General features: G+C 73.0%; 17 protein-coding genes and 1 pseudogene. 6 read left to right on the forward strand and 12 right to left on the reverse strand.

Going from position 1 to position 19986, the window contains the following annotated elements:
* Window positions 1-225: 225 nt before the first annotated feature.
* Window positions 226-2160, reverse strand: coding sequence for a molybdopterin oxidoreductase family protein (locus HNR10_RS19850; protein ID WP_179825782.1), 1935 nt, complete (start codon window positions 2158-2160; stop codon window positions 226-228).
* Between the two features lie 86 nt (window positions 2161-2246).
* On the reverse strand, window positions 2247-3224 hold the full coding sequence (locus HNR10_RS19855) for a 2-dehydropantoate 2-reductase (protein ID WP_179825784.1): 978 nt from the start codon (window positions 3222-3224) through the stop codon (window positions 2247-2249).
* Window positions 3225-3304: 80 nt separating this feature from the next.
* Between HNR10_RS19855 and HNR10_RS19860 the strand changes: the two genes are divergently transcribed.
* Window positions 3305-4534, forward strand: coding sequence for a molybdopterin-binding protein (locus HNR10_RS19860; RefSeq protein WP_179825786.1), 1230 nt, complete (start codon window positions 3305-3307; stop codon window positions 4532-4534).
* Window positions 4535-4599: 65 nt separating this feature from the next.
* Window positions 4600-5286, forward strand: a complete 687-nt coding sequence (locus tag HNR10_RS19865) for a GntR family transcriptional regulator (protein ID WP_179829836.1) — start codon at window positions 4600-4602, stop codon at window positions 5284-5286.
* 592 nt (window positions 5287-5878) lie between these two features.
* On the opposite strand, the gene HNR10_RS19870 is transcribed toward HNR10_RS19865, so the two are convergent.
* Window positions 5879-6685 carry an HAD family hydrolase gene (locus HNR10_RS19870; protein ID WP_179825788.1) on the reverse strand — a complete coding sequence of 269 codons (807 nt, stop codon included), beginning with the start codon at window positions 6683-6685 and terminating at the stop codon, window positions 5879-5881.
* Window positions 6686-6744: 59 nt separating this feature from the next.
* Between HNR10_RS19870 and HNR10_RS19875 the strand changes: the two are divergent.
* A pseudogene (locus HNR10_RS19875) lies at window positions 6745-7648 on the forward strand (phosphorothioated DNA-binding restriction endonuclease).
* Between the two features lie 13 nt (window positions 7649-7661).
* Here HNR10_RS19875 and HNR10_RS19880 read toward each other — a convergent pair.
* The 7 genes from HNR10_RS19880 to HNR10_RS19910 form a co-directional block, all read right to left on the reverse strand.
* Window positions 7662-8555, reverse strand: coding sequence for an STM4011 family radical SAM protein (locus tag HNR10_RS19880; protein ID WP_218898802.1), 894 nt, complete (start codon window positions 8553-8555; stop codon window positions 7662-7664).
* Window positions 8556-8632: 77 nt separating this feature from the next.
* Window positions 8633-9979, reverse strand: coding sequence for an STM4012 family radical SAM protein (locus HNR10_RS19885; protein WP_179825792.1), 1347 nt, complete (start codon window positions 9977-9979; stop codon window positions 8633-8635).
* Entirely contained in the window at window positions 9976-10803 is an 828-nt protein-coding gene (locus HNR10_RS19890) for an STM4013/SEN3800 family hydrolase (RefSeq protein WP_179829837.1), read from the reverse strand. Before HNR10_RS19890 ends, HNR10_RS19885 begins: the two co-directional genes overlap by 4 nt.
* Window positions 10804-10850: 47 nt before the next feature.
* Window positions 10851-11972, reverse strand: coding sequence for an STM4014 family protein (locus tag HNR10_RS19895; protein WP_179825794.1), 1122 nt, complete (start codon window positions 11970-11972; stop codon window positions 10851-10853).
* A complete protein-coding gene (locus tag HNR10_RS19900; protein WP_179825796.1) occupies window positions 11969-12949 on the reverse strand; it encodes an STM4015 family protein in 981 nt (326 codons plus the stop codon). Before HNR10_RS19900 ends, HNR10_RS19895 begins: the two co-directional genes overlap by 4 nt.
* Window positions 12950-13032: 83 nt before the next feature.
* The gene (locus HNR10_RS19905; protein ID WP_179825798.1) at window positions 13033-14067 is read right to left on the reverse strand and encodes an STM4015 family protein; all 1035 of its coding nucleotides are present in this window, start codon (window positions 14065-14067) and stop codon (window positions 13033-13035) included.
* 35 nt (window positions 14068-14102) lie between these two features.
* Complete coding sequence (locus tag HNR10_RS19910; RefSeq protein WP_179825800.1) at window positions 14103-14576, reverse strand: MerR family transcriptional regulator; 474 nt, start codon at window positions 14574-14576, stop codon at window positions 14103-14105.
* 68 nt (window positions 14577-14644) lie between these two features.
* Between HNR10_RS19910 and HNR10_RS19915 the strand changes: the two genes are divergently transcribed.
* From HNR10_RS19915 to HNR10_RS19925, 3 genes are all read left to right on the forward strand, one after another.
* Window positions 14645-15235, forward strand: a complete 591-nt coding sequence (locus tag HNR10_RS19915; protein WP_179825802.1) for a class I SAM-dependent methyltransferase — start codon at window positions 14645-14647, stop codon at window positions 15233-15235.
* 71 nt (window positions 15236-15306) lie between these two features.
* Window positions 15307-16092: a class I SAM-dependent methyltransferase gene (locus HNR10_RS19920; protein WP_179825804.1), complete on the forward strand. Its 786-nt coding sequence runs from the start codon at window positions 15307-15309 to the stop codon at window positions 16090-16092.
* A gap of 166 nt (window positions 16093-16258) precedes the next feature.
* Window positions 16259-17497: a phospholipase D-like domain-containing protein gene (locus HNR10_RS19925; RefSeq protein ID WP_312889508.1), complete on the forward strand. Its 1239-nt coding sequence runs from the start codon at window positions 16259-16261 to the stop codon at window positions 17495-17497.
* Here the strand turns inward: HNR10_RS19925 and HNR10_RS19930 are convergent.
* Together HNR10_RS19930 and HNR10_RS19935 are read right to left on the reverse strand one after the other, a co-directional pair.
* A complete protein-coding gene (locus HNR10_RS19930) occupies window positions 17457-18785 on the reverse strand; it encodes an MFS transporter (RefSeq protein WP_312889353.1) in 1329 nt (442 codons plus the stop codon). The two genes, HNR10_RS19925 and HNR10_RS19930, sit on opposite strands and share 41 nt — an antisense overlap.
* Window positions 18782-19582, reverse strand: coding sequence for an AfsR/SARP family transcriptional regulator (locus tag HNR10_RS19935; protein WP_218897881.1), 801 nt, complete (start codon window positions 19580-19582; stop codon window positions 18782-18784). The genes HNR10_RS19930 and HNR10_RS19935 overlap by 4 nt, the downstream gene beginning before the upstream one ends.
* Window positions 19583-19986: the final 404 nt, after the last annotated feature.

Consider the following 19986-nt stretch of genomic DNA (forward strand, 5'->3'; position numbering starts at 1 on the left):
CATCGCGTGTAAGCCAGATCACAGGATTCTGTATGCAGTGGACAGTATGATGTGTACGGCCGGATGACAACCCCCCAGTGTGAACCGGGGCGGGATCCGGGTCCGGGTGGGTGGCCTCGTGGCCGCGGCCGCCCACCCCGAGGGACGGGTACAGGGCAGCCTGCCGCACCGCCGGGGCCCACTGCGGGCCCCGGCGGGCGGCGGCTCCGACCGCGGAGTGGCGCCTCAACGGGCGGAGACCGGCTCCTCGGCGCCCTGGGAGACCCGTTCGATGTTCACCGCGGCGGCCTTGTACTCGGCCGTCCCGGCGATGGGGTCCGTGGCGTCGATGGTCAGCAGCTGGGTGTCCACCTGGTCCGGGAAGTGGAAGGTCATGAAGACCAGCCCCGGGCGCATGGAGTCGTCGATCGACACCGGCACCAGGACCGAGCCCCGGCGCGAGGACACGCGGACGACCTCACCGTCGGCCACACCGAGCTTGGCCGCATCCTCGGGGGACAGGTCCAGCAGCTCGCCGCGGCGCAGCGGGGACGAGAACCCGCCGGTCTGCACGCCCGTGTTGTAGTCGTCCAGCCGCCGGCCGGTGGTCAGGCGGAACGGGAAGTCCTCGTCCAGCAGGTCCACCGGCGGGGAGTGGCCCACGATGCCGAACGGCGCGGGTTCGCCGCGCTCGGCCGGATCCTGGGCCCACAGCCGCTGGTGCAGGAAGGTGGGCTCCAGCTCGTCCTCGGAGTAGCAGGGCCACTGGATGCCCTGGTGCTCCTCCAGACGCGCGTAGCTCATGCCGCGGTGCATGGGCGAGAGTGAGCGGACCTCGTTCCAGATGTCCTCGGCGGCGGGCCGCTCCCAGTCGTAGCCGAGCCGGGTGGCCAGGTCGCACATGATCTCGATGTCGTCGCGGGCGCCCTCCGGCGGGTCCAGGGCCTTGCGGACGAGCTGGACCCTGCGCTCGCTGTTGGTGAAGGTCCCGTCCGACTCGCACCAGGAGGCGCTCGCCGGGAGCACCACGTCGGCCAGTTCGGCGGTGCGGGTGAGGAAGATGTCCTGCACGACCAGGTGGTCGAGGTTGCGCAGGCGGCTCGTGGTCTTGTGGGTCTCGGGCTCGGACTGGACCGGGTTCTCGCCGATGACGTAGAGCGTCTTGAGCTCGGACTCCTCCATCGCCTCGAACATCTGGGTCAGGGTCTTGCCCTTGGTGTCCTGGATGGGGCGTCCCCACGCGTCCTCGAACTTCGAGCGGACCTCGGCGGACAGGACGTCCTGGAAGCCGGCGAGGCGGTCGGGGATCGCGCCCATGTCGCCGCCGCCCTGCACGTTGTTCTGGCCGCGCAGCGGGTTGAGGCCCGAGCCGTGCCGGCCGACGTGGCCGGTGAGCAGGGCGAGGTTGATGAGGGAACGGACGTTGTCGGTGGCGTTGTGGTGCTCGGTGATGCCGAGCGTCCAGCACATCTGGGCGCGCTCGGCGCGGGCGTAGGCGTGGGCCAGCTCGCGGATGGCCTCCGCCGGCACGCCGGTCTCGGCCTCCGCGGCGCTGAGCGTCCACGGTTCGACCAGGGCCCGGTACTCCTCGAACCCGCTGGTGGCGCGCTCGATGAAGGTCTCGTTGGCCAGTCCCGCGTGCAGGATCTCCCGGGCGATGGCGTGCGCCAGCGGGATGTCGGTGCCGACGTTGAGGCCGAGCCAGCGGTCGGCCCACTCGGCCGTGGACGTGCGGCGCGGATCGACCACGAAGAGCCGGGCCCCGTTGCGCACCCCCTTGAGCACGTGCTGGAAGAAGATCGGGTGGGCGAAGCGGGGGTTGCCGCCCCAGATGACGATGAGGTCGGTGTCCTCCACCTCGGCGTAGGAGGAGGTCCCCCCGCCGGAGCCGAAGGCGGCCGAGAGCCCGGCGACGCTGGGGGCGTGGCAGGTGCGGTTGCAGGAGTCGACGTTGTTGGTGCCGATCACGACGCGGGTGAACTTCTGTGCCATGAAGTTCATCTCGTTGGTCGCGCGGGCGCAGGAGAGCATCCCGAAGGAGTTGGGCCCGTGCTCCTCGACGCCGCGGCGGAACCCGGCGGCCGCACGGTCCAGCGCCTCCTCCCAGGAGGCGGGGCGCAGCTCGCCGCCGTCGCGGACGAGGGGTCGGGTGAGTCGGTCGTAGGGGGCGGAGAAGTCCATGAGGGCCCTCGCTTGGTGGTCGTGGCCTATGGATACTGGATACAGCATGGATCCGAGGCGGACAAGGGTGCGGGGGTCGCCGGGCGTCAGGACGCCTCGGCCACCCGCTGGTTCAGCAGCCCCGCGACGGCGTCGACCGCGCGGAGCGTCGGGACGGGGGCACCGGTCAGGTCGGCCAGTTCGACGACGGCGGACAGGATCACGTCGAGTTCCATCGTGCGCCCGCGTTCGAGGTCGTGCAAGGTCGAGGTGCGGTGGTCTCCGGTGCGCTCGGCACCGGCCAGCCGCCGGTCGATCGACACGCTCGGGCGCACTCCCACCCGCTCGGCGACCTCCAGCGTCTCGTTCATCATCGTGCGGGCCAGGTCGCGCGTGGAGCGGTTGCGGCAGATCTGCGCCATGGTCGACCGGGTCAGCGCGCTCAGGGGGTTGAAGACGATGTTGCCCATGAGCTTGACCCAGATGTCCTCCCGCAGGTCGTGCTCGACGGGACACTTGAGTCCGCCGGCCTCCATCGCGGCCGAGAGTTCGCGGCACCGCGCGGAGTCCGAGCGGTCCGGCTCGCCGATGGAGAACCGGGTGCCCTCGATGTGCCGGATCACCCCCGGTCCCTCGATCTCGGTGGCCGCGTAGACCACGCAGCCGATGGCGCGTTCGACGGGGATGACGCGGCTGACCGCGCCGCCGGGGTCCACGCTCTCGATCCGGTGGCCGGCCAGCGGGCCCTCGACTCCGTGGAAGTACCACCACGGGACGCCGTTCTGCGCCGCGACGACCGCCGTGTTCGGGCCGAGCAGGGGGCGCAGCAGGGAGCCGCAGCCCGCGTAGTACTGGGCCTTGAGGCCGAGGAAGACGATGTCGACGGGACCGATCTCCGAGGGGTCGTCGGTCGCGTGCGGATGCGCGGTGAAGTCGCCGCGCGGGCTGAGGACCCGGACGCCGTTCTCGCGCATGGCCTTCAGGTGTTCGTTGCGGGCGACAAGGTGGACGTCGGCGCCGCCTCGGTGCAGGGCCGCGCCCGCGTAGGCTCCGATGGCTCCGGCGCCCAGGACTGCGATTCGCATGAGCAACTCCTTCCCATTCACATACTGTATACAGTATTCTCCAAGAATCGCCATACCCCTCAGCGGCAGGGAGAGAAGGAATGCTCGACGCGGACGGTTCGGAAACTTCTCCGCTTATTCACGTCCGAACCCGTCCTCACGGGTCCCTGTCCTGGCCCGCGGCGCGCGACGCCGCGCGCAAGACCGGCGCCGAGGGCGGATCGCCCACGGCCGAGGTGCCGCTTCCGGCGGCCCTCGGTGCCGTCCTCGGCGCCGACCTCGTGTCGGCGATCGACGTGCCCGCGCTCGACACCGCGGCGATGGACGGGTACGCGGTGGCGGGGAAGGGCCCCTGGTCCGTCCTGGGGCGCTCGCTGGCCGGGCGCGGTGCTCCGGTCGCCCGCCTGCGCCGGGGCGAGGCCGTGGAGATCGCCACCGGAGCGGTCGTCCCCGACGGCACGCTCGCCGTCCTGCCGTACGAGGAGGCGGAGGCGGCCGGCACCGTCGTCCACGGGGCGTGCGCGCCCGGGCGGCACATCCGGCGCCGCGGGGAGACCGTCCCGGCCGGGGCACTGGCGGCCCGGCGCGGCGCTCCGGTGACCCCGGCCCTGCTCGGCCTCGCGGCCGGACTCGGCCTGGACACCCTGCCCGTCACCCGCCCCGTGGTCCGCGTCCTGATCACCGGGGACGAGATCGTGCACTCAGGCCGCCCCCGGCCCGGAGCCGTGCGCGACGCCATCGGCCCCGTCCTGCCCGGACTCGTGGCCTGGGCCGGCGGCCGGTGCGAGGAGCCGCGGGCGCTGCCCGACGGCCGCGCCCCCCTGGTCTCGGCGCTGGCCGCCCTCCCCGGGGACCACGTCGCCGCGGTCGGCGGCTCGTCCTCGGCGGGGCCGGCCGACCACCTGCGCGCCGCGCTCGCCGCCCTCGGGGCCAGGATCGTGGTGGACGGAGTGGCCTGCCGTCCGGGCCACCCGCAACTGCTCGCGGTCCTGCCCTCGGGTGCCGTGGTCGTCGGACTGCCGGGCAACCCCGGCGCCGCGCTGGCCGCCGCGCTCACCCTGCTCGTGCCCGTGCTGTGCGGACGTACCGGGCGGAGGGACCCCGCGCACGGCGGGCGGCGGGCCCGGCTGTCGGCGATGACGGATCCCCACCCCATTGACACCCGCCTGCTGCCCGTGCGGGTGCACGGAGACCTCGCCGTGGAGACCGAGTCGCACGGGCCCGCCGACCTGCGCGGAGCCGCCGCCGCGGACGCCCTGGCGGTCCTGCCGCCGACGACGCGGGGGACCGCGGCCGACGGCACGGTCGAACTCGTGGCGGTCCCGACGTGACTCGCACGAGCATTGTTCTTCGTACACTGTCTGCAATGACCACGCACGGATCCGGGAGCCGTCCTATGTCCCCGCAGGGATTGAACGCCGCCACGAGTCGGGTACAGCGCCCGGTACCGCTTCGGGAGGCCGTGTACGAGGCCATCCTCGACCTCATCACCACCCGCACGCTCTCCCCGGGCCAGCACCTGGTCGAGACCGAGCTGGCCCAGACGCTGGGCGTGTCCCGGCAGCCGGTCCGCGAGGCCATGCAGCGGCTCAGCAACGAGGGGTGGGTGGACCTGCGGCCCGGCTACGGGGCGTTCGTGCACACCCCCACCGAGAGCGAGGCCGACCAGCTGCTGGCGGTGCGCTCCCTGCTGGAGACCGACTCCGCCCGCCTGGCGGCCGAGCACGCCACCCCCGAGCAGATCGCCCGGCTGCGCGAGCTGGTGGCGGTCGGGCGCGCCGCCGCCGAGCGGGCCGACACCGACGCCGTCGTCGAGGCCAACGCCGACTTCCACCGCGCCGTCACCGAGGCCTCGGGCAACCGGGTGCTCGCCGAACTGGCGGGCCAGGTCGACCGCCGGGTCCGCTGGTACTACGCCCCCGTCGCGCGGATCCGGGGCGCGGCCTCCTGGGACGAGCACGAGAACCTCGTGGACGCGATCGAGGCCCGCGACGCCGACACCGCGCTGCGACTGATGGGCGAGCACACCGAACGGACCCGCCGGACCTACCACGAGGAAGTCGATCAGGTTCGGGGCGCTTGATGCCGGGTTGGGTTCGGGGCGCTTCACGCCGGGGCCTTCGTCGTCGCTACTGCCTGGCTCGCAAGCTCGCTGGCGGCAGAGACTCCTCCTGCAGGCACCGGCGCGCCCCTCACCCCTGTGCCTTCTTTGGGCCTCCGCTCGTTCCTCGCTTTGGCCCGATCAACCCCCCTGGGTCCCGCAGGCGGAACCGCGTACCTCTCACCCCCTCGGGTCGAGGTAGGCCGCTTTCGTACCGCTTCAACCCGCTGGACCTGAGGCCCAGGGGGTTGAACGCGTGCATGCGCACCTCCGGGGCCGCAGGGGGTTGGGCGTGGCCGGTTCCGCTCACGGTCACCACAGGGGGGTTGAAGCCTCTACAGGTGTGGGGACCGCTGGGGGGTTGGCTCGGGGCGCGCCAGTGTTCTGCAGGAGGAGACGGGGCCGCAGCGAGCTTGCGAGCAAGGCAAGTCGACGACGAAGAACACTGGCCTCCCAGCGCCCCGAGCACGGGCCAAAGCGAGGAACGAGCGGAGGCCCCAGAAAAGCACAGGCGGAGGCCCCAAAAAACACAGGCGGAGGCCCCAGAAAAGCACAGCCGCAGCCCCCAAGAAACTCAGAGGTCGGTGAGGAGGCGTTCGACCACCTGGGCCACGCCGTCGTCCTGGTTGGAGGGGGCGCGGTGGAGGCCGAGGGCGGGGTCGAGCAGGCCGGGGTGGCCGCCGGCCATCGCGTAGCCCCGTCCGGCCCAGGTGAGGGCGGGCAGGTCGTTGGGCATGTCGCCGAACGCCACGACCTCCTCGGCCGTCACTCCCCATTCCTCGCACAGCAGCGCCAGCGTGCTGCCCTTGGTCACCCCGGGGGCGCTCAGCTCCAGCAGGCTGTGCGCGCCGGAGTAGGTCACCTCCACCAGGGGGCCGACCGCCGTGAGGGCGGCCGCGTGCATGAGGTGGACGGGTTCGTCGGGGGAGCGGACCACGAGCTTGGCGACCGGTGTGGCCCGGTCGACCAGCTCCTCCGTGGAGTAGACGATCTCGCGGTCCCAGGCGACGGACATCGGCCCGGGGAGGTAGGCGGGCTCGTGGAAGAACGCCGCGCCCGTCTCCACGCCGAACCCCGGCGTGGGCAGCGCCTGCCCGAGCTTCTCGATGACGGTACGGGCGGTCACGGCGCCGATCGCGCGGAAGCGGTCCTCACCGCCGGCGGCCCGGTAGTGGGACCCGTTGCTCCAGACCACGGCGCCGCAGTCGAGCTGGTCGGAGACGATGTCGGTGGCGCGTCGCGGGCGGGCGGTGGCGACCACCACGCGGGCCCCGGCCTCGACCGCGAGGCCGAGGGCGTGGCGGGTGCGGGCGGAGAGGGAGCCGTCGGAGCGGAGGAGGGTGCCGTCGAGATCGGTCGCGATGACCCGGGGAAAGACCATGTCTCGGATTATGACGGCCGCCGGGGACAGCGCCGGCGGCGGGCCGTAGGCTCCCGGCCATGGACTGGCTCGACCGGATCGCCTCCGTCAGGCGCTGGGGGCAGAACGGCTACCGCGCGCCACAAACCTCTCCTGCTCCTGTACGCACTCGGCCACCACCAGCGGCACGGTGCGCGGCCGATCGAGTACGCGGAGGCGGAGCAGCACCTGTCCCGGCTCCTCCGGGAGTTCGGGCCGCCCCGGCGGACCACGCCCGCCTATCCCTTCCACCACCTGGCCACGGACGGGTTCTGGACGGTCACGACCGCTGAGGGCGAGGGGACATCCGACGCGAGCCCGACCGCGCTGCGCCGCACGAACGCGCGCGGCGCCCTGAGCCCCGACCTGCTCCGGGCACTGGACACCGAACCCGGGCTGCTGGACCGCATCGCCCGCCACCTGCTCGACGCCAACTTCGCGCCGTCCCTGCACGACGACATCCGGCTGCTGGCCGGGCTGGCCCTGGACGCCGACGCGGAGCCAGGGTCCGACCTCCGGCCGGCCGGCGCGCGGCGCGATCCCGGGTTCCGGGACGAGGTGCTGACCGCCTACGAGCACCGCTGCGCGTTCTGCGGCTTCGAGGGCTGGATCGACGGCCTCACGGTCGGCCTGGAGGCGGCGCACGTGCGGTGGTGGGCGCTCGGCGGGCCCGACGACCCGGGCAACGGCTTGTGCCTGTGCTCGATCCACCACCGGCTCTTCGACCGGGGCGTGCTGGGCCTGACCGACGACCGCGCCGTCACCGTCTCCACCCGGTTCGTGGGCCGTTCGGCCGGCGCCGAGCAGGTCGTGCACGCCCTGGCCGGGCGCCGCTCCCACGACCCCCAGCCGGGGTACGCGCCGGTCGAGGCCGACCACATCGCCTGGCACCGGCGCGAGGTCTTCCGGGGACGTCCGCGCGAGCAAGCGACCGCGGGAACCTGAGCCGGGGCCGTCCTCAGGCCGGGAGGAGACCGAACGGCGGGCGCCCGAACTCGGCGGGCACCCGCTCGACCACGCCGCCCCGGAAGACGTCGTACAGGTCCAGCGACTCCAGGTGCACGTAGCCGATGTGGCAGTCGCACGAGGCCAGCGGGCACGCGCGCGGTCCGATCCGGCGCAGGAACGACCCGTCGTACAGGTTCCCCAGCGGCGCGTCCACGAAGTGGCAGCGGCGCACGTTCCCGTCCCCGTCCACCGACAGCACACTGTCCCCGGTCCGGCAGGGCAGGCCACGGCTGGCGTGCGGGTGGCGGCTGTAGTGGAAGTGCGGGTCGAGTCCCTGCCACGCGGCGGCCTCGGCGTCGGTGTAGGCCCGGCCCTCGGCCGCGTTGACCCACAGGTACACCCCCTCGGGCAGCGCGGCGCGCATCCGCCGGGCCGCCTCCAGGTGGTCCGGCTCGCCCACCACGCCGACGCTGAACCGCACCCCCAGTTCGACCAGGCGCCGGGCCTTGGCCAGGAACCGCTCGTGGGTGACCTCGCCGGGGTGGTAGGTGGTCCACAGGGCGGCGGTGTCGAGGTCGCAGCCGGCGAGCCATTCCACGCGCCCGCTCAGGTTGGTCTGGATCGCCACCCGCTCCACGTGCGGCAGGCGGCTGAGCCGGACCATCGCCGTGCGGTACCAGGACCGGACCAGCCCCTCGCCCCACGGCGTGAACAGCACCGAGATCCGGGTGCCGGGGTGCTCCCGTTCCCGGTCGGCGACCCAGTCCGTGAAGCGCTCCAGCGCCGCCCGGTCCGCGCGCAGGGTCTCCGGCCGGTCCCGGCGCTTGGCGAAGGGGCAGTACGGGCAGTCGTAGTCGCAGCTGGCCAGCGGCCCCCGGTAGAGCAGGGTCAGGTGCGACGGCAGTCCCCGGGCGGGAGGCGCCGAACCGGGCGCGCCCGCCGCGCCCGCCGCGTCCGCCGCGCCCGCCGCGTCCGCCGCGTTCACCGGGCCTCGTAGTCGGCCATGAGGGCGACCACGTCCGGGGAGAAGAACAGCGGGCCGATCGCGTCGGAGTGCGCGAGCCCCTCCTCGGTCAGCCGCACCCGCGCCGCGCCCTCCTCCCGCGCCAGCCAGCCGCGTCCGGCCAGCGCCGCGAACGCGTCGGGGAAGTCCGCCTCGGGCCGCGCGCCGAACCGGTCGGCGTAGGCGGCGGCGTCCAGCCCCTCCGTCCGCAGCAGCGACTGGAGCACGTGGCGCCGGCGCCGCTCGTCCCCGTCGAGGCGGAACCCCACCTCGGCGCGGGAGAGCCCGGCCCCGTCGCGGCCGGTGAAGTCGGCGATGATCGACCGCACCTGCCCCACGCCCACGGCGTAGTCGAACGAGTAGTGCGTGGTGGAGGTGTAGGATCGCGCCCCGCAGCCCAGGCCGACCATGCCGTCGGTCTGGCAGCAGTAGTCGGGACCGCTCGCCTCCGGGGCGTCGGCGCGGCGGAACATCCGCATGGACACCTGCTCGTAGCCGCGCTCGCGCAGGTGGTCGCGGCCCTGCCGGTACAGGTCCAGCCGGTGGTCGTCCCAGTCGCGGGCGCGGCGCCCCAGCCCGGTGAGCGGGCGGACGTAGAGCGGGTACAGGTAGACCTCCTCCGGCTCCCACTCCAGCGCGGTGTCCAGTGAGTACGCCCAGGTCCGCGCGTCCTGCCGGTCGATGCCGTAGATGAGGTCGATGTTGAGGTCGGCCCGGGTGTGCTCGCGGATCGCGGCCAGGGCGCGGTCGACCTCGGCGCGCCTTTGCGGACGGCCCGCCGCGTGCGCCTCGGAGTCGAGGAAGCTCTGCACTCCGATGCTGAGCCGGGTGGCGCCGCGCTCGGCCAGGACCGCCAGCCGGTCGGGGGTGGCGGTGGCGGGTGAGGTCTCCACCGACACCGGGACCGTCGCCAGGTCCACGCCCAAGGCGCGTTCGGTGAGGTCGTAGACCCGGACCAGCTCGTCGGCGGTGAGGTAGGTGGGCGTGCCGCCGCCCAGGGCGGCGCGGGCGAACGCCGCCCCGTCCGGCAGCGACGCGGCCACCGCGTCGGCCTGCCGCTCCAAGGCGTCCAGGTAGGCGCTCACCTGCTCGGCCGGGGGCGTCGACCGGGTGAAGAGGTTGCAGAACCCGCACCGCATCTCGCAGAACGGGATGTGCGTGTACAGCGAGAGCGCGCCGACGTCCTCGCCCCGCCACACCTCGGACAGCGCGGGCGGGTCGGGGAAGGGGCGATAGGCGCTCTTGTGCGGATAGGCGTACACGTACGACTGGTACGGCGAGTCCGGGCGCACCGGTTCCGGGCGCGGGGTGATCACGGCCGTCACGGGGTCTCCTTTCGGACGGTGTGGCCCTGGGGCAGCACCGTGTGGGTGTAGGGGACCGTCCAGACGGTCTCGTGGCCGATCCGGTGGCCGGTGTAGCCGTCCTCGCCGTAGGCGGTCCCGTGGTCCGAGCAGACGATCGCCAGACACGGGCGGCGGGCGGTCATCGCCTCCAGCAGCGGCGGCAGGTGGCGGTCGACGTACTCCAGGGCGGCGGCGTGGGTGGCGGGGGAGTCGCCGTCCTCGGGGACCGCCCCGGGCAGGTGGAACCAGTTGGGCTGGTGCAAGGCGGCCACGTTGAGCAGCAGGAACAGCGGACGGTCCACGGGCCGCCCGGTGGCGATCCGGACCGCCCGCGCCACCTGGTTCTCGAACGAGTGCGGGTCGGTGACGCCGAACGCCTCCTCCCAGTGGCTCTCCAGGAACAGGTCCGGCAGGACCGACCCCAGCGCCGACCGCCGGTTGAAGAAGCCCGTGCCCCCGACGCACGCCGTGTGGTATCCGGCCTCGGCCAGCCCGGTGGCGAGGTCGGGGGCGTCGAAGGTCCAGGTGGTCGGCGCCGTGGACGCGCTGCCGGGGAAGTCGGCCGCGAACAGGCGCGGATGCGGTCCCGGAGCGGCGGGCGTGGGCAGGAAGCCGGCGAGCATCGCCAGGTGGGAGGCGTAGGTGAAGCTGGCCGGGGCGTGCCTGCGCTCCCACCGCCCGCCGGTCAGCAGCCCGGCCAGGTGCGGCGTGCGGCCGGCCTCGGCGAGCGCGTCGGCGGTGTCGAAGCGCAGGGTGTCCAGGGTGAGCAGCAGGATGTCGTGCGTGCCCACCACGGTGTTCATGTCGAGTTCGGCTGTGGTGGCGGTGTGCATCGGTTCTCTCGGCGTGGTCAGGCGGTCGGGGCGGGGGCGGGAAGGGGGAAGCGGCCGTCGTCCAGGGCGCGCAGCTGTTCGGCGTAGGTGTCGCGGCCCTCGTGCAGCACGCGGGGGAGCAGGTCGCCGAAGGCGTTGACCTCGCACACGGTGAACGCGGACCAGCCGGGGGAGACGAGCAGGTCCACACCCGCGTGCAGCGTCCGGGGGAAGCACGCCCCGGCGGCCTCGGCGACCGCCGTCGCCGCGCTCCAGGCGTGCGGCCCCATGGCCTCGCGCAGCCCGTCCAGGTCGCCGCGGGCGTTGCCCAGGTGCAGGTTGGTCATGGGCGAGCGCGAGGACCGCACCACGGTGTGGGTGGCACGGCCCGCGACCACCAGCACCCGCAGGTCCACCACAGCGCCGTCGAACCCGGCCTTGGGCACCCATCGCTCCACGTGCAGGCCGTCGGGGGCCAGCGCGTCCACGACCGTCGCCACGTCCTCCTCGGTGGTGTAGGTGCGCAGCCGCAGGCTGTTGTACAGGGCCACCGAGCCGTCGTCGGAGCGCACGAGGTCGGCCGAGGTGACCGCCCTGATCCGCCCGCCGGGCGCGGTCGCCAGCGCGATCACCCCGGAGGCGGACGAGCCGTGCGCGGGCTTGACGAACACGCGGGACCAGCCGCGCTCGGCCATCGCCGTGCGCAACGACGCGTACCCGGTGACCGGTCCCTCCAGGGCGGGGGCGACCGGTACCCCGGCCGCCGCCAGCCGCGCGTGGCAGCGGCGCTTGTCGCACATGTCGACGAGGTCGGCGGGCTCCTGGAGCAGGTGGGCGCCGGGGGCGGCGGCGACCGCGTCGGCCAGCCGGTCCAGGGCCGCCCGGAACCCGGCGTGCTGCGCCGCGGTGCCCTCCGCCCGGTAGAGGTCGGGTGCGTGCGGCAGACCGCGCAGCAGCCGCGCGGTCTCGGCGTCCTCGCCCGGGGAGTCGACCCGGACCAGGGCGTTCGCGGGCAGGTCCACGGGTCCGACCGCCAGGTCGCGCCAGGGGACCACGACCGGGTCGGCCCGCCCGGTGTCCCGGGCGGCGGCGGTGAACAGTTCCAGGCGGCGGTGCCCGGGGACGCCCACGACGGCCAGCGGCCGGTGCGCCGCGCTCACTCCCCGACCGCCGGGAAGTAGTGGGTCCGGCCGTTCGCCACGTACGGCTTCTCACGGCCGGAAACGTCGACCTCGGCCCCCGCGGCCGCGAACCTCGCGCTCATCCGCGCCGCCATGCCCTCGGACAGGAAGTGGTGGTGCAGGTCCAGCCGCCTGAGGTGACGGAAGGCGGGGGTGTCCAGGAGCACGCGGGCGCCCTCGTCCGTGAGCGTTCCCAGGGACAGGTCGAGCGTGTCCAACTTCGCGAGGACGGGGGCGTCGGCCAGGGCCGGGATCCACGCGTCGAGCCCGTCGGTGTTGCGCAGGCCCAGCGAGCGCAGGCCGGGGAAGGCCTCGCCCGACAGGACGGGCGCCAGGTCGTCGGCGGTGGTGTCGTTCCCGTGGTCCTCCGTGCCGAGCCACAGCTCCAGGTGCTCCAGGGCGGGCAGGTCCGAGGCGGCGATCTCGCGGACGACCCGGCCGGGCAGGCCGGCGGACTCGACGGTGAGGCGGCGCAGGCGGTCGTGGCGGCCGATGGCCAGGGCCAGCCCCTCGGTCCCGCGCACGGTGAACTCGGTGAGCCCGGGGAACGCGGCGAACAGCGGGGCGAGGTCGTCCTGGATGATCCAGGACAGCTCGTTCTCCTCCTGGAGGATCTCGCCGAAGAACAGGGCCCGCAGGTTCGGCATGCGATCGGCGAGGGCGGTCAGCCGGTCGCGGACCGTCCTCGCCTGGAACTCGTAGTCCGTGTCCGCGATGTTGCCGATGACCAGTGCCCGCACCGAGGAGGGGTCGACCGACCGCGCGAACCGTTCGAGGTAGGCCGACAGTTCCGCCTCCTCGAAGTCCTCCGGCTCCTCCATCCGCAGCAGCCAGGCCGCCGACGCCGGGTCAGCCAGGGCGTCCGCCGGTACGGGGGCGTCCTCCCACGTGTCGGACTCCGGGAACGGCACGACCGGCAGTCCGGCGAACGCGGTGGCGGCACTTCTGTTGGGCATGGCGGCTCTCCAGGCCTGAGGGGTGGGGCGGACCCTGTTCTAGCAGTCCGCGGGGACGAACCCGTCCCCGCGGGGCGGCCTCCTCACTCACCGACCGCGGGGTAGTAGGGGCGGACGGCGGCGAGGTAGTCGTCCCAGGTCTCCCCCTCCTCCCTGTCCTCGCCGCCCTCGAACCGGTCGTCGAGCTTCTGCGGGTGGGACAGGTCCAGCTCCGTCCCGGAGGCGGCGAAGGCCGTGCGCAGCTCCTCGCGCACGCCCTCGGACAGGTAGGAGTGGTGCAGGTCCAGGCGCTCCAGACCGAAGAAGGCCGGGGTGTCCAGCAGCACGCGCGCGCCCCGGTCGGTGAGCGTGCCCAGCGACAGGTCGAGGACGCGCAGCCGCGGCAGGAGCGGAGCGTCGGCCAGGGCGTGGACCCAGGCGTCGGTCGCCTCGGTGGAGCGCAGCCCGAGGGAGCGCAGGCGGGGGAGGACCTGGCCGGACAGGAGCGGGGCCAGGGTGTCGGGCCCGGTCCCGCAGCCATAGGTGTGCATGCCCAACACCAGGTCCAGGTGCTCCAGCGCGGGAAGGCGCGAGGTCACCACGCCCTGGGCGGTCTCGGCCGCCAGGCCCCCGGTCTCCAGGGACAGACGCCGCAGGCACGCGTGCTCGGCGACGTGTAGGCGCAGGTCCTGGCCGCCCCTGGCGGTGAGGCCGGTCAGCCTGGGGAAGGCGCTGAGCAGCGGCGACATGTCGTCCTGACCGATCCAGGAGATGTGCAGCTCCTCGTCGGTGATGTCGCCGAAGAAGAGGGCGCGCAGCGACGGGAACCGGTCGGCGTGGGCGACGAGCAGGTCGCGGACGGCGGTGGGCGGGACCATCTCGAAGGCGTAGTCCCAGGCTCCGACCACCAGCGCGCCCACCCGGCCGGTGTCCACCTCGGCCAGGAACCGGTGGAAGTAGTCCTCGAACGGTTCCTCCTCGTCCATGAGCCACATGTCGACGCGCAGCCGCCAGGCGACCGAGGCGGGGTCGGCCGCCGCCGCGGGCAGCCCGGGCGGCGGGCTGCCGGCGTTCTGCCGGGAGGGGAACTCGACGACCGGCAGGCCGGCGAACTCCGTCAGGTGGTCATGGTTCAGCACACGGGCTCCTCGACAGGGGGCGGACGACCACGGTTCTACCGGTCGGGGACGACACGGTCGCCGCCGAACGGTTCGCGCACACAGACGTGCGCGTCGGCCGTCCCGTTCCCCGGAATTCTGCAGTCGTGCAGGATCTCCCGCATCCGCGCGCAGGCGAGGAAGTCCTCGTGCGGGCAGCCGACCGCGTGCGCCACGAGTTCGCGCGCCGACCGCAGCCGCTCGATCCGCTCGTCCAGCTCCGCCAGGAACGCCGTGAGCCGGTCCCGGCGGGCGGTGCCGTCGGGGGCCTCGACCACCTCGCGGATCTGTTCCAGGCTCAGACCCGCCGCCTTGGCCTGCAGAATCAGGGCCACCCGGAACCGGTGTTCGTCGTTGTAGCGCCGCCGGTCGCCCACCCGCCGCGCCGGGTGGAGCACTCCCACCGACTCCCAGTGCCGCAGCACATGGGTGGCCAGACCGAAGTCCGCCGCGAGTTCGCCGATCGTCAGTTCGCCATCGCTTGACTTCATGTCGACATTAACTTCCAGACTGGCCGTGAGGTCAAGGAGACCGGTACGGACGGCCTACGGAGGCGGACATGGACGAGCGGACCACGAACGTACGGAGCGACTGGAACCGGATGGCGGCCGGCTACGACCGGGGCGCGGGCGCCGACCGCCGGCTGCTGGGCGGCACCCGCGCGGTGCTGTGCGGCGGGGCACGGGGCCGCGTCCTGGAGATCGCGGTCGGGACCGGGCGCGACCTGCCCTACTACCCGCCCGGTACCGACCTGACCGGGGTGGACCTGAGCCCCGGCATGCTCGCCCGGGCCCGGGAGCGGGCGGAGGCCGTCGGGATCGACGCCGCCTTCGTGGAGGGGGACGCCCAGGACCTGCCCTTCGCCGACGGCGAGTTCGACTCGGTGGTGTGCGCGCTCGCCCTGTGCACCATCCCCGACCAGCGCGCGGCCGTGGCCGAGATGTGGCGAGTGCTCCGCCCCGGCGGGCGGCTGGCGCTGGTCGACCACATCGAGTACACCCGGTGGCCGCTGCGCGGACGCGAGCAGCGCAAGGAACACCCCCGGCGCCGACCGCTGGAGATCGTCACCGGGACCGGGTTCAAGATCGACCGCCACGACCGACTCGTCCTGGGGTTCTTCGACCGGATCGTCGCGCACCGCCCCGTCTGACCCGCGGAGCGGTCGGCGAAACACCGGACGGGTGACGGGATTCACGGCCCCGGCGGTGTGAAGGTGGTCCCATGGCTACGCACAGCGAACTCCGCGACTTCTGGGAGCGCCGCCTCGAACGGGACTGGACCGAGAGCGGCGTCGGCTACCGGGCCCTGGGGCGCCCCTTCAACACGTGGATGTACCGGGTCCGGGAGGAGGTGTTCCTCCGGGAGGCCGGGCGTCTGGGCCTGTCCGGTTCCAGCGTCCTGGACGTCGGCAGCGGCACCGGCTTCTACGTGCGCCTGTGGGAGCGGCTCGGGGCCGCTGACATCACCGGCTGCGACATGACCGACGCCGCCGTCGCGCGGCTGCGCGAGCGCTACCCCGACCACCGGTTCGTCCGCCAGGACGCGGCCGACCTCGACGCCTTCGACGACGCCTCCTTCGACGCGCTGTCCTGCATGGACATGCTCTTCCACATCACCGACGACGACCGCTACGCGAGCGCTGTGCGCGAGTTCGCGCGGGTCCTGCGCCCCGGAGGGACGCTGGTCCTGTCCGAGAACTGCCTCCAGCGCCCGGAGCAGCGCGGCGAGCACCAGGTGAACCGCACCCTGGAGTGGATCGCGGGCACCGCGAACAAGGCCGGGTTCGACCTGGTCCGCCGCGTCCCCATGCTCGTCCTGATGAACGCCCAGGTGGACGCGTCGCTGCCGTGGCGCAAGACCTGGGGCGGCGTGCTGCGCCTGGCCGCCCTGACCGGGGCCACGGGCTGGCTGGCGGGCGCCGCCCTGTACCCGGTGGAGCGCCGTCTGGTGCGCACTCGCCGGGAGAGCCCGACCACGGAGCTCCTCGTGTGCCGGCGCCGTGTCTAGGCGGGCGTGTCGGCGCCGTGACCAGGCACGGCGTGGAACACGTCGCGGGCGTTCGGGTGGCCGAGGGGGCCGCCGGGATACGGTGGGAGTCCATCGTGTGCCGGTACGCGGCGGCCCTTCGGCGTCGGGTGTGCCCCGACTCTTCGGGCGCCCACCTCGGGAGGCCATCTTGCGACGTTCCACCCTCGTGTCAGCGATCAAATGGGGAATCGCGGGGATGGCGGCCGCGCAGGTCGCGGTGGCCGCCGTCATCATGGCGATCGGCCACTGGCGCAAGCGGGTGCGCCAGCACCGCGTGGACTTCCCGCGGACCCTGCCGGCCGAACTCCCGGTCGGGGGGAGCACCGCCACCGTGTACACCTACGGCGAGGACGTGTACACCGACATGCTCGCCGCGATCAGGGGAGCGCGCCGCCGGATCCTGTTCGAGTCCTTCATCGTCAAGGGCGACCGGGTCGGCCGCGAATTCAAGCAGGCCCTCGTCGACGCCGCGGCGCGCGGCGTGGAGGTGTACGTCATCTACGACGGCTTCGCCAACCTGGTCGTGCCCCGCCGCTTCTTCGAGTTCCCGCCGAGCGTGCACGTCCTGCGCTACCCGGCGTTCCGGCCCGGCGTGCTCCTGCTCAACGTCCGCAAGTCCGGCCGCGACCACCGCAAGATCCTGTGCGTGGACGGCGAGACCGGGTTCGTCGGCGGGTACAACGTGGGCTCGCTCTACGCCACCGACTGGCGCGACACCCACCTGCGCGTCACCGGGCCGGGCGTGTGGGAGCTGGAGAACGCCTTCTCCGACTTCTGGAACATGCACCGCGCGCCGGGTCGGCCCGAGCTGGCCGGGTTCGGCCACACCGAGTGGGACTCCCGCCTGCGCGTACACCGCAACGTCCCCGAACAGCTCATCTACCCCATCCGGGCGATGTACCTGGAGGCGATCGACCGGGCCCGGGACCGCGTGCTGTTCACCATGGCCTACTTCATCCCCGACCGGGAGCTGCTGCGCGCACTCACCGACGCCGCCGCGCGGGGGGTGGACGTCAACGTCCTCGTGCCGGAGGAGTCCAACCACGTCATGGCCGACTGGATGGCGCGGGGCCAGTACACCGCGCTCCTGCGGGGCGGGGTGCGGCTGTGGCTGTACGAGGACGCCATGGTCCACGCCAAGACGGCCACGGTGGACGGCCACTGGAGCACGGTCGGTACGGCCAACGTGGACCGGCTGAGCCTGACCGGCAACTACGAGATCAACGTGGAGCTGTTCGACGAGGGCGTGGCCAAACACCTGGAGGAGGTCTTCCGCAACGACCTGGGCAACGCGCGCGAGCTCACCCTGGAGGAGTGGCGCGCGCGCCCGTTCGCCGCCAAGTTCAGCGAGATCGTGCTGGCCCCGTGGCGTCCGTTCCTGTGACCGGCGCGGTGTGCGGGGCCACGGCCCCGCCCGCGTCGTCGTCCCCTTCCGCGTCCGCGTCCCCGTCCATGGGGGCGAACCGCGTGTAGGCGCGGGAGAGGGTCAGCACGGCCAGCAGCAGCGCGGTCACGGCCGACACCGTCAGGTAGGCGGTCGGGATGGCGGTGGCGTCCACGAGCGGGCCCACCGCCAGGGGCGAGAGGAACTGCCCCACGAACGTCGCCGTGCCGCACAGCGCCATCGCCCGGCCGCGCAGGCGCTCGGGGACCGACACGCCGACCATCGTCGTCACCGTCGGGAACACGATGCCATGGCCCACGCCCAGCAGGACGGTCGCCGGGAACAGGGACAGGGGCGACCCGGCCAGGCCCAGCACGAGGAACGCCGCCACCCACGCCGCCATCGCCGCCCGCAGCAGCGCGGCGTAGGACAGGCGCCTGCGCGCGGCGGCGTAGAACAGGCCGAGCACACTGGCCGTCCCGCCGATGGACGCGGTGAACACGGCGACCAGGATCGGCAGGGACACCCCGACCTCGAACAGCCGCTGGGGCAGGAACACCACGACGCTGTAGAGGATGACGGCGCCGAAGAGCTGGAGGCCGTACAGTCCCGCCAGCGCCGGCCCGGCGCGAAACAGCGCGCGGACGCCGTCCCCGCGCTCCCCGTCCCCGCGCCTCCCGTCTCCGGGCCGCCCCCGGGCCGCGGGCCGGGCGCGGGGCAGAACCGCGAGAGCCGCCAGGGCCATCGGCAGGCCGATCACGTAGATGCCGAACGGCGCGTGCCACGAGATCCCGCCGACCGCCCCGCTCAGCAGCGGCCACGCGACCCCGCCGAGTGACGTGAAGGTCGACCGCATCCCCATGACACGGTCCCGCGCGGCGCCCCGGTAGAGGTTGAACAGCGCGACCGTCGTGGCGGTGAACACGACCGCGGCGCCGGCGCCGAACACCACCCGCCCGGCGATCAGGGCCGGATAGGTGTCGGTGACCAGCCCGCTGCCGCCCGCGAGTCCGTAGACGGCCAGGCCGGCCGCCAGCGGGACGCGCACGCCCCAGCGGTCGACCAGCCATCCGGCGAACGGGCCGGCCACCGCGATGGCCAGCCCGTGTGCGGTGATGATGAGTCCGGCGCGGGTCCCGGAGACGCCGAGGTCCTGCCTGATGACCTCCAGGACCGGGGTGATGACCGATCCGGCCATCACGCCCAGGGTGGAGCCGAGCAGTAGAAGGGTCAGGGCGAGCCGGGTCGGGTCCGTGCGGGCCGGTGCGTCGGCGGGCCGGCCGGTCACAGTTGCGCGGGAGCCTGCGGCCGGGCTCCGCCCACGGCGTGGTGCGGGGGCCGGCGGCCCGCGGGGCGCCCCTCGTCCAGGAGCGCGACCTGGAGGAGCTGGACCTCGGGGGAGGGCGAGATCCCGAGCTCGCGGTCCAGGACGGCACGCAGCTCCTGGTAGGCGTGCAGGGCCTCCGCCCGGCGTCCGGAGCGGTGCAGCGCGTCGATGAGCTGCGCGTGGAAGGACTCGTTGAGGGGGTGGGAGATCACGAGGGAGCGCAGCTCCGGAATGATGTCCTCGTACTGCCCCATGGCCTGTTCGGCCTGCAGGCGCAGGTGCGTGGCGCGGATGCGCAGTTCGGCGAGGTAGGTGGCGTGGGCCTGGAGGACGTTGCCGGGCTGGATGCTCGCGAACGCCGGTCCGCGCCAGAGCCGGAGCGCCTCGCGGAAGAGGGCGGCGGCGGGTTCGGGCCGCCCGGACCGCAGGTGCGCGCGACCGTGTTCCACGGTCTCCTCGAACACCCAGGCGTCCACTTCGTGCTTCTCCAGCTGGATGAGGTAGCCGGGCGAGCGCGTGATGAGCAGCTCCCGCCCGTCACTGACCACGGACTCCCGCGAGAAGAGCTTGCGCGCGTGGTAGACGTAGGTCTGCAGTGTCGTCATGGCGCTGCGCGGGGGAGACTCCCCCCAGAGTTCCTCGATCAACGTGTCCGCACTGACGATCTCGTGCCGTCGGGCCAGGAGCAGTGCGATTACCTGGCCGGTTTTCGACGAGTTGATGGGCAGTGACTTATTGTCATCTTTGTTGATTTCCATGGATCCGAGGACGTTGAATCGCAAGGCTTCCCCCGTGGAGTTCGGTTCCTTTATGCTCTTCGTGCCCGTCTGGTTACTGCGAGTTTCTCCCCGAAGACTTCGCTGTACTGCAATCCGAAATCCCGTGTCGGCTCGACTTTCTTAGCCTACGGACCGAGGCTAACCGTAGAAATCGTACGGGCCAAGCCTTTGTAAAATGTGTCACACCGGGCATGCGATAACTGCTCACAGCGCCAAAAAGCCTTGCAGTGAGGGCGCTTTGGCGCAAGGGTGGCGACACTACTTCTTGTAGTAGACCACCATTGGCCATCGGCTTGACAAGTGCACCAAGAATGGCCCGGGCGAGTACCATTTCGATACTCGTCCGGGCCATTTTTTGCATGCTCTAAGAAAGCAAATGGCGG

It is taken from the genome of Nocardiopsis aegyptia, assembly GCF_013410755.1.
Classification (GTDB): domain Bacteria; phylum Actinomycetota; class Actinomycetes; order Streptosporangiales; family Streptosporangiaceae; genus Nocardiopsis; species Nocardiopsis aegyptia.

Coding starts and splice junctions, on each gene's coding strand:
- HNR10_RS19850 (WP_179825782.1), bottom strand. CDS start 2,160: ATGGACTTCTCCGCCCCCTACGACCGACTCACCCGACCCCTCGTCCGC.
- HNR10_RS19855 (WP_179825784.1), bottom strand. CDS start 3,224: ATGCGAATCGCAGTCCTGGGCGCCGGAGCCATCGGAGCCTACGCGGGC.
- HNR10_RS19860 (WP_179825786.1), top strand. CDS start 3,305: ATGCTCGACGCGGACGGTTCGGAAACTTCTCCGCTTATTCACGTCCGA.
- HNR10_RS19865 (WP_179829836.1), top strand. CDS start 4,600: ATGTCCCCGCAGGGATTGAACGCCGCCACGAGTCGGGTACAGCGCCCG.
- HNR10_RS19870 (WP_179825788.1), bottom strand. CDS start 6,685: ATGGTCTTTCCCCGGGTCATCGCGACCGATCTCGACGGCACCCTCCTC.
- HNR10_RS19890 (WP_179829837.1), bottom strand. CDS start 10,803: ATGAACACCGTGGTGGGCACGCACGACATCCTGCTGCTCACCCTGGAC.
- HNR10_RS19900 (WP_179825796.1), bottom strand. CDS start 12,949: ATGCCCAACAGAAGTGCCGCCACCGCGTTCGCCGGACTGCCGGTCGTG.
- HNR10_RS19910 (WP_179825800.1), bottom strand. CDS start 14,576: ATGAAGTCAAGCGATGGCGAACTGACGATCGGCGAACTCGCGGCGGAC.
- HNR10_RS19915 (WP_179825802.1), top strand. CDS start 14,645: ATGGACGAGCGGACCACGAACGTACGGAGCGACTGGAACCGGATGGCG.
- HNR10_RS19920 (WP_179825804.1), top strand. CDS start 15,307: ATGGCTACGCACAGCGAACTCCGCGACTTCTGGGAGCGCCGCCTCGAA.
- HNR10_RS19935 (WP_218897881.1), bottom strand. CDS start 19,582: ATGGAAATCAACAAAGATGACAATAAGTCACTGCCCATCAACTCGTCG.